This window comes from Rhodosalinus sediminis, from assembly GCF_003385555.1.
GTDB classification, from domain to species: Bacteria; Pseudomonadota; Alphaproteobacteria; order Rhodobacterales; family Rhodobacteraceae; genus Rhodosalinus; species Rhodosalinus sediminis.
This window is the reverse complement of sequence record NZ_QOHR01000047.1, coordinates 1-7,449: the sequence shown is the minus strand read 5'-3', so window position 1 is coordinate 7,449 and position 7,449 is coordinate 1. Positions and strand designations below refer to the sequence as shown.

Below are 7,449 nucleotides of genomic sequence, written 5' to 3'. Positions count from 1 at the left end.
GAGTCGCGTTTCGCTACCCCCTTTGCAGTGAGTCCTCACAGCCTTACTGGCTGGCATACTTCATCACCGACGGCCTACGGCTCACACGCGATTACCCGCGATTTGGCGGGGGTTGCAGGCTTCTAGGGGGTAGCCCCATGACGTCAGCCAATGCCCGCTAAATGGCCGTCTCACGGCTTCCTGAGAGGCTTTCCCGCGGGGTTTGCAGGCCCCGGGGTGGCGTGGCAGTATCGGATCCCGTGTCTTGCCGGCGCTGGCTGCGGACTGACGGCTTTAAGCCCCGAACTTCGTGGCCTTCGTCGAATATGCGGTGTCCGGGCTTCGAAGGGCTGGCGGGATCGGGACGAGAGAGGGGTCAGCTCCCAGTCGGCCTGAGCGGCAGAGGCTTCTATCTCCTACTAGTACGGAGGAGGAAGGACGGGGCCCCCAAGGCCCCGGACTGACGAGAGAAGGATGAAGAGGGAATAAAGAGAAGAGATGGACTGGAAGACGGGACGTGGTGGTTTGGTTAACAGGGTAGACTGGAGAGATGAGCGCTATGCTCGGTTCTACGAGGTTGTGGATACTCTCGTTGAGGAGATCCTCGATATAAGGTGGGAAGACGGGAAGAAGAAACAGAGACAGACACCTTCATGGACACTACAACTATGTTTTCCGACAAGTATAGGGTGCGCATGTTTATTCTGACGATTTTAGTATTGATCCTCGTACTAACCTATGAACCCGCTAGAGAGCTGCTTTTTGCCTTAATTGGCCTGATACTTTGGTTGGCGGCTTTGGGCCTGATCATTGGAGCTGTACTAGCTTTTTTCCTCTTTCTTGTTGCTGCAGCCTGACTACGCACTCCAGATTACATATATTCTAAGGTGCTTATAGATGACGGTCACCGAGACTCTCCTCGCGCTCATCGCCTTATTGCTTCTACTGGCAGTCATCCTGCTCGCCGCTATCGTTGCAGGGACCGAAGGTCCTAGAGCAGCCATAGCCACGGCATCCGGTTGGATACCCTCTACCTTAGCCAAAGCGTCTTATGGGGTATTCTCGTACACCGTGAAGGTTTTACTGGTTCCCACTGTGTGGGTCTTCACCCAAGTCGTGAAGATCATTAATCTTCCAATTCACGCAGTACAGTTTCTATTCCGACCACTCATGCGCTTCTCGTGGTTGGCGCCACTTCTTGAATTCATTGGAGTCGTTGTAGCATCTGTCTATATGATGATCGTATACTCTATAGTAGCCTTCACTGTTGTTTGGGTTATCGGATATTTGTCGTTCTTTTTCGCAGCTTTCGTGATCTGCGGGGCACTAGATCCAGCCAGTTGCTTCCCACTGACTGACAGCTGAGACAGGCACCTTCATGGACAGCGACACCTCTGGTGGTGTAGCTTTCACTGAGAGCGTCAGTCGAGGCGACATGTATAGCCCACAGAAGGCCGCTGACATCGCGGGCGTCAGTCGAACGACGATGATGTCTGCGGTGAAGGCAGGCAAACTACGGTCTAAGAAGAACAATCGCGGCCGCCACCGGGTCGAGCCGGAGGAGCTAATCCGCTAGATCGCGCGTCGAGGTGACCGACGGAAAGCTACAACTTACACCGCAACGAAAAATGACACTCAGGTGCTATAAGTTAGACTGGCAGCGGCAGTGAAAGAACCAGAGAGCCTTCGGGAGCAGCTGGAACGAGAGCTGGCTGCGAAGGGGGGCATGTGCGACCTTCTAGAGGAGGCGCAGAGTAGGCGTCTGTGTGAACGCTTGTTCAGGGGAAGAACGATGAAGAATTTTTTCGTCAATCTTGGCCTTTTCGTTTTTTTCTGGGGTGGCGCAGCTATTGCAGAGGAGGGAAATTCAAAAGCTTCCAAGCTCACCCAAGATGAAATGGACAGACTTTTTGGCACAAAAGTCTATACTATTATTAAGCTAAGTTATGATCAAAATTCTCTTGCCGTTGTTGAACCTGCCATCCCCATCTCTTTTGATGATATGTCACGGTGCGAGTCTGAGCTGCTCGCCTTTCTCATACTCTTAACTGACGAAAAAAACAGCTATCAGGTTGCAACCAACACGCAAGACCGATTGGTATTAAACTGGAATGGGAAAGACGAAGTATTCTTCTTATGTGTCGGCTTTGGAAAACGGCAAGACCAGTAATAACATTTGCCTTTCAATTATTTCCACCACCACATCAACTGAACCGCCCGATGCTGCCGGATCTCAGAGGCTCGTTTGCGCGCGCCCAAGGCTATCGCAAGCCACGCAACCTCATCCTCATGGCCTACCTGCTCGCGGGTAATCTCAGCAACCTGCAAGCATTACCCTGCCGGACAATATCTGGGGCAATCATCGAGTGACCGAAAACAAACTAGCCCACACAAGCCGCGAAATATGGCTTAATCACGCTAACCGCTACTTCTGAATGCTTGAATCAAATCTTTCTAAATGAATTTCTTCGAAAAGCTGCCTTGCCATTTCCTGCGACTTGCAAATTTCTTCAGTTGGTAGAAACTCCTCAAGTTTATCCAAGTATTCTTGCACTTCCTCTCCGTTCGCACGTGCAACATTGAACCACGCATGGGCATACAAGTAATTTTGAGGAATCCCCCACCCCAAGTAATAGTTCAAAGCGGTTGTTCTTTGCATAGGTTCAGACCCTAAACGCGCCGCTTTCAGCGCCCAATACGCCTTCTCGACCTCACTCATATCTGTGCCGTAGTGTATCGCAAGATTGTGACACGCAGCTTGATTACCCTGTGCTGCAGCTTGCTTATACCAGTATTCTGATTTCTCGCAGCTCAGCTCTACCCCTTTCCCACACTTATACAGATAGGCGAGGAGAACCTGAGCATTTGACCACCCCTTTTCAGCAAGTGGCTTGAGCAAATTAAATGCATGGACAAAGCTGCTGTCAGAACTGCCAAACTCATATAGTTCCACAGCCTTTTTATACATTTCATTCTCAGCTTTACTGGCTGAAGAGTGCAGAACCACCTTTCTCTGAAATTTCCTATGTGGACGTCCGTTTAAGAATGGGTTGAGCCGGCCTGCGAGTCAAGCGTTCGGTGCTAATGATCGCCGCGACTGCCGTGCGGGGACGCCGATGTGAGCGGATCAGGCCGTCAACCGGCGTCATCCTGCGGCAACCACCGGGTTTTCCGGGGCAGCGGACAGATCTGTCCTGCCGGTTTTGTTCAGTGTGGGTCAAGCTCGCGGTCATGCGGATGACGGCGGCGCCCACAATCGGTTGATCGCGGTAGGGATCCCGTGCACCATGGGACGGCCTCTTCGGCCAGTTGGAACGTGATGGCGCGGACATCGCGCGCGACGCAGGCGCCTTGCAGCGTGACCGCCGCGCGTCTAGCGGCCGGCCATGACCTCAGACCGACTGACGTTGCTCCACGGCGCTACACGAGCCTGCAAGGTTGCCCGACAAGCCGAAGGCGCCGGGGTACAGATGGAGGGCGCGGAGTTCAGCACATACTACGATGTTGAGACGCGCGCGGTGGATGGCTTGAGTGACATCTACCGGCACATCCACGAGCTTCAACATGCGCCGAACACGCTGGTCATCCGTGGTCAGCTTATAGACGGAAGTCCGTCTTCCGGTGTGAGGCGGCGCTCGAAGGCGAAGGGGGATCAGCCGGCTCACTTCGAGAGAGTATCACGTCGTTGGCTGATGATCGACATCGATGAACTGCCGCTCCCTCCTGAGTGGGCGGACGTAAATACGCATGCAGATCAGGTCGTAGCGCACGCAGTATCTCAGCTGCCACGCCAGTTTCAAAATGCAGCCGGCGTCTATCAGTGGTCCGGCAGCATGGGGTTCAAGCGGGATCAGATTAGGCTGCACTTATGGTTCTGGGTCAGTCGACCTGTCTCCGATCTCGAAGCCAAGGCTTGGCTACAAGGCGCGCCAGTTGATTTGAGCCTCTACAACCCAGTTCACCCGCACTTCACGGCCAATCCCATTATCGATGGGAAGCTAGCGGACCCAATTGAAACGCGTGTGGGGTTATATCAGCCGGACGGGACCAACAGCGTGGTATCGGTTCCGGACGATCTTGCCATTCGGGCCGCCCATAGACCACGAGCTATCCACAGTGGCGGTCGTAAAGGCGGTGGAGCGCCCCAAGCCGTGGTCCGGGACAAACAGACAGGGCGAGTGATCGATGGCCGTGAGCGATTCTTATTCCTTTGCAGCAATGAGGCTGCGGCCGAGCTGGTTCGGGGGCTGAACAGCAAAGCGGCACTGCCAACTGCTGAAGACATTGCTCAACTGACTTGGGAAAAGTTCTCTGCTGAGGCGGATCTCACGGATGGCCGGTGGACCCATGACGACGCGCATAAAGAAGCCGCTCGACGCTATGCCGAACTGCGTGACGGTATTTACAGCTTCAAGGCCAAGGACGACGGGATCATGCTGCTGCCCGCGCCCCGCCCGTACCATGACTTGAAGCCGGTAAACCGTGATGAAGCCGCCGCCCGTTTGGAGGGGACTCTGGCGCGCTTCTTTGCGAATGTGGACGACGGGCCGCGGCAGGTAGTGCGAATTACAATGGGCGCCGGGAAAACCCGGCAAACGATCAAGTACCTGCAGGCTTTCTTGAATCGGCATGTTGGGAAGCGTGTCGAAATCTACGTTCCCCAACACGCGCTGGCTCATCAGTATATCCGCGACATTGAGGCGCTCGGTGGTCTGCGAGCACAGCTAATCCACGTAAAACCACGAACGCCACGCGGTGATGACGTCGAGGGACTGTGCGAGCGCCCCCAGTATGTTCGGCGCCTTGAGCAGGCTGGCCTTGGCGTCTTCCGCTATGCGTGTCGGTCTGACAACGGCGATCGGTGCGTTCACTACGACGGTTGTCGCTACATCAAGCAGTTTGCGAACCCGCAGATTTGGGAGGCGCCGGAAACGTGTGCGAATGTTGTACGCATTGGCGTCCACAGCTATCTGGGCCTGCCGCGGAACCCAATTCAGGCAGATCCTGATCTGGTGATTATCGATGAAGCTTTCGTCGAGCAAATGGTGTCGGACGACCAGCTCGTGCGTCGTGCAGAGGTTCGTCAGTACATAAAATCTCCCGATCATCCAAAACTTGGTCGCCATATCGTCGAGGCTCTCGAAGACGGTGAGCCTGTTCTAAAGCGGCTGCGAGAAAGCGGGGTCAACGCGGGCGACTTGAACGCCATCGATGTCGAGGGGCTCCGGCCCGAGCATGACTTCGATGCGTCTCAGACAAGCGAACCAGCAGTGCGTGGCCAACCCGGCCTCTACTATCGACTTCGGCGCCTGATCGACATTCTGCGCGACGAGCTGGCTCTAGCGCCCGCCCGCGACCATGTCGAAAGGCTGGTCTATAGCCATGGCGACGATGCCGTACGACTTTGCTATATGCTGGATCTCGATCTGCCCGAGACCACGGCTATTCTCTGCCTCGATGCGACGGCTGATCCGATGCTGCTCGAGAAGGTCCTCGGGCCATTGAAAGTCGAAACTATCGATGTCCGGCAGCGTGCCTTTGTCAGTCAGGTCTACGACCGCACAGGCAGCAAGTCGTACTGGGTTGGCAAGACAGCGCCAATCGGTAAGTTGATCGACGTCGCCAATGCGTGGGCTGACTTCGGCGAACGTCCCTTGATCGTCGGCAGTAAAGACTTGGAGCAGAGGCTCCGGTCTGAGCCGAGCCTTCATGCTGACGTAGAAATCATGCACTTTTCGGCTCTGCGCGGCAGTAACGCGGCGGAGGACTGCAGCGTTATTTTTCTCGCGGGTCGGAATATGCCCCGGCCGAGTTCGGTGGACTACAAGGCCCGTGCCATGTTCTGGGACGACCCTGAACTGCTTCAGCATGATTTGGGTGTCTTGGAAGAGGGTGGAGTGAATCCGCACGTGCGGTTGCCCGCTGAGCTGCGCGGCTATACGCAGTCTGACCTCAACCCTCGCCCCCAGTCCGGAGTCTACGTGCCTTGCTTCTCTGATCCCCGCATCGAGGCGATCCACGCCCAGATAAGAGAGGCGGAAACCATGCAGGCTTTAGGGCGGCTTCGCTTGGTCCATAGCCCTTACCGTAAGCGCCTGTTTTTGCTCTCTAACCTGCCCGTCGAAGTGTCTGTAGACCGGCTTCTGGCCTTTGATAACTTGATGCCGGATCGGCTGGAGATGGAACTCCTGAGAAAGGGCCACGTGCCACTGACGCCCGTGGGCTTGATGAAGATGCGGCCAGATTTGGTGACGTCGGAAGAGCAAGCTAAGAAACTTCTACAGCGGAGTAGAGTCAGTCAGCTAGATAACTTGAAGGCGTTACCGGACCTGCGTCGGTTCAGCCTCTTCGCGGTCGAGTTCGAGGCCAAGAATGCTGGCAGGACGACGCACCATAAGCATCTGTTCATAGTGCCCGGCCAGCGGGGGGAACGCCAAGGCGACGCACCTGAAGTTTTGATCTCAGTCGGTAAGCTGCCGGTCAAAGACTGGCTGGAGCTGCTGGAGCGGGGGGACGAGCAGATAGAAGGGAGCGGATGGGGGAGCGTTGAGGTTTGCCATATAAGGGCGACAGGAAATGTGCAAGGAAGTGACCAATGAAAACAATTTACCGCAAGCTTATCTTTATTTCTTTAATTTTCTATCTGGCCATTCCGGGCCACAGCTTCGCGGACTCGTCTCCCAGCAAGTGCGCGCTTAGATTTAATAACGGAATGTATGACAAAGCGTTCGAGCAGTGCTCGGAGCTAGCATCCGAGGGCGACTTGGATGCAGCTTGGCGGCTTTCAAGGATGTACTATCTTGGATATGGTGTTAAGAAAGATGAAAAGAAAGCGGCTGAAATTTCGCACTTCGCGGCTTCTCGCGGCCATGCTGGTTCTCAACGTGATTTGGCCTCATATTTTGAGGCAGGATCTGGTGTAGATCAATCATACAATAATGCAATGTATTGGCTCCGAGAGGCGGCTAAGCAAGGCGACGCGCATGCGATGTTTGAGATCGGCACGATGTACGACGAAGCGCGGGGTGTACGCAAAGATTATGCCGCCGCATTCCGCTGGTATCACGCTGCGGCAGAACAAGGCCACGCAAGAGCGCAATGGTATTTGTCGATCATGTTCGATTGGGGTCAAGGTGTGCAAAGATCGGCTGAACTCGCTTATATGTGGGCGATAATTGCTGAGAAAAATGGGGCGGCAATGGCCAAGTACAGCAAGAAAAAGAACGAAGACAGGATCAGTGTACAAGCCAAAATTGATGCGGTAAGAGTAGCAGAGAGATGCATGCTGACAAAATATCGAGATTGCGGCTGGTGAAAGTCTGGGCTTATTCTTGAAATAACTTTTGTTACACAACGGTCAGCCCAAAAAGCGTCTCCTAAGCCAGCGGAAGACATGGCAGAGACACTGGAATAGCGGGAAACTGGCGCCATGCGGTAAAGAAATGCAAAGGGGGTAGCGAAACGCGACTC

At 54.7% G+C, this 7,449-nt stretch carries 8 protein-coding genes; 7 read left to right on the top strand and 1 reads right to left on the bottom strand.

Annotated elements, in window-relative coordinates:
• Positions 1 to 674: 674 nt before the first annotated feature.
• The 5 genes from DRV84_RS15690 (at position 675) to DRV84_RS15680 (ending at position 2,349) form a co-directional block, all read left to right on the top strand.
• Complete coding sequence (locus DRV84_RS15690; RefSeq protein ID WP_158547825.1) at positions 675 to 836, top strand: hypothetical protein; 162 nt, start codon at positions 675 to 677, stop codon at positions 834 to 836.
• A gap of 40 nt (positions 837 to 876) precedes the next feature.
• The gene (locus DRV84_RS15510) at positions 877 to 1,344 is read left to right on the top strand and encodes a hypothetical protein (RefSeq protein ID WP_147298883.1); all 468 of its coding nucleotides are present in this window, start codon (positions 877 to 879) and stop codon (positions 1,342 to 1,344) included.
• A 13-nt stretch (positions 1,345 to 1,357) separates the two neighbouring features.
• The gene (locus tag DRV84_RS16275) at positions 1,358 to 1,555 is read left to right on the top strand and encodes a helix-turn-helix domain-containing protein (protein ID WP_158547824.1); all 198 of its coding nucleotides are present in this window, start codon (positions 1,358 to 1,360) and stop codon (positions 1,553 to 1,555) included.
• Between the two features lie 216 nt (positions 1,556 to 1,771).
• Positions 1,772 to 2,149, top strand: coding sequence for a hypothetical protein (locus tag DRV84_RS15505; RefSeq protein WP_147298882.1), 378 nt, complete (start codon positions 1,772 to 1,774; stop codon positions 2,147 to 2,149).
• Positions 2,150 to 2,199: 50 nt separating this feature from the next.
• A complete protein-coding gene (locus DRV84_RS15680; protein ID WP_158547823.1) occupies positions 2,200 to 2,349 on the top strand; it encodes a hypothetical protein in 150 nt (49 codons plus the stop codon).
• Between the two features lie 55 nt (positions 2,350 to 2,404).
• On the opposite strand, the gene DRV84_RS14730 is transcribed toward DRV84_RS15680, so the two are convergent.
• A complete protein-coding gene (locus tag DRV84_RS14730) occupies positions 2,405 to 2,986 on the bottom strand; it encodes a tetratricopeptide repeat protein (protein ID WP_158547822.1) in 582 nt (193 codons plus the stop codon).
• 463 nt (positions 2,987 to 3,449) lie between these two features.
• Between DRV84_RS14730 and DRV84_RS15500 the strand changes: the two genes are divergently transcribed.
• Together DRV84_RS15500 and DRV84_RS14715 are read left to right on the top strand one after the other, a co-directional pair.
• Positions 3,450 to 6,578: a hypothetical protein gene (locus DRV84_RS15500; RefSeq protein ID WP_147298881.1), complete on the top strand. Its 3,129-nt coding sequence runs from the start codon at positions 3,450 to 3,452 to the stop codon at positions 6,576 to 6,578.
• On the top strand, positions 6,575 to 7,294 hold the full coding sequence (locus DRV84_RS14715) for a tetratricopeptide repeat protein (protein WP_115982041.1): 720 nt from the start codon (positions 6,575 to 6,577) through the stop codon (positions 7,292 to 7,294). Before DRV84_RS15500 ends, DRV84_RS14715 begins: the two co-directional genes overlap by 4 nt.
• The last annotated feature ends 155 nt before the right edge of the window (positions 7,295 to 7,449 follow it).

What these genes read in the sequence shown, in the direction of transcription:
- DRV84_RS15680 (WP_158547823.1), top strand. Translation starts at nt 2,200, where the DNA reads ATGCTGCCGGATCTCAGAGGCTCGTTTGCGCGCGCCCAAGGCTATCGC.
- DRV84_RS15690 (WP_158547825.1), top strand. Translation starts at nt 675, where the DNA reads ATGTTTATTCTGACGATTTTAGTATTGATCCTCGTACTAACCTATGAA.
- DRV84_RS15505 (WP_147298882.1), top strand. Translation starts at nt 1,772, where the DNA reads ATGAAGAATTTTTTCGTCAATCTTGGCCTTTTCGTTTTTTTCTGGGGT.
- DRV84_RS15510 (WP_147298883.1), top strand. Translation starts at nt 877, where the DNA reads ATGACGGTCACCGAGACTCTCCTCGCGCTCATCGCCTTATTGCTTCTA.
- DRV84_RS15500 (WP_147298881.1), top strand. Translation starts at nt 3,450, where the DNA reads ATGGAGGGCGCGGAGTTCAGCACATACTACGATGTTGAGACGCGCGCG.
- DRV84_RS16275 (WP_158547824.1), top strand. Translation starts at nt 1,358, where the DNA reads ATGGACAGCGACACCTCTGGTGGTGTAGCTTTCACTGAGAGCGTCAGT.
- DRV84_RS14715 (WP_115982041.1), top strand. Translation starts at nt 6,575, where the DNA reads ATGAAAACAATTTACCGCAAGCTTATCTTTATTTCTTTAATTTTCTAT.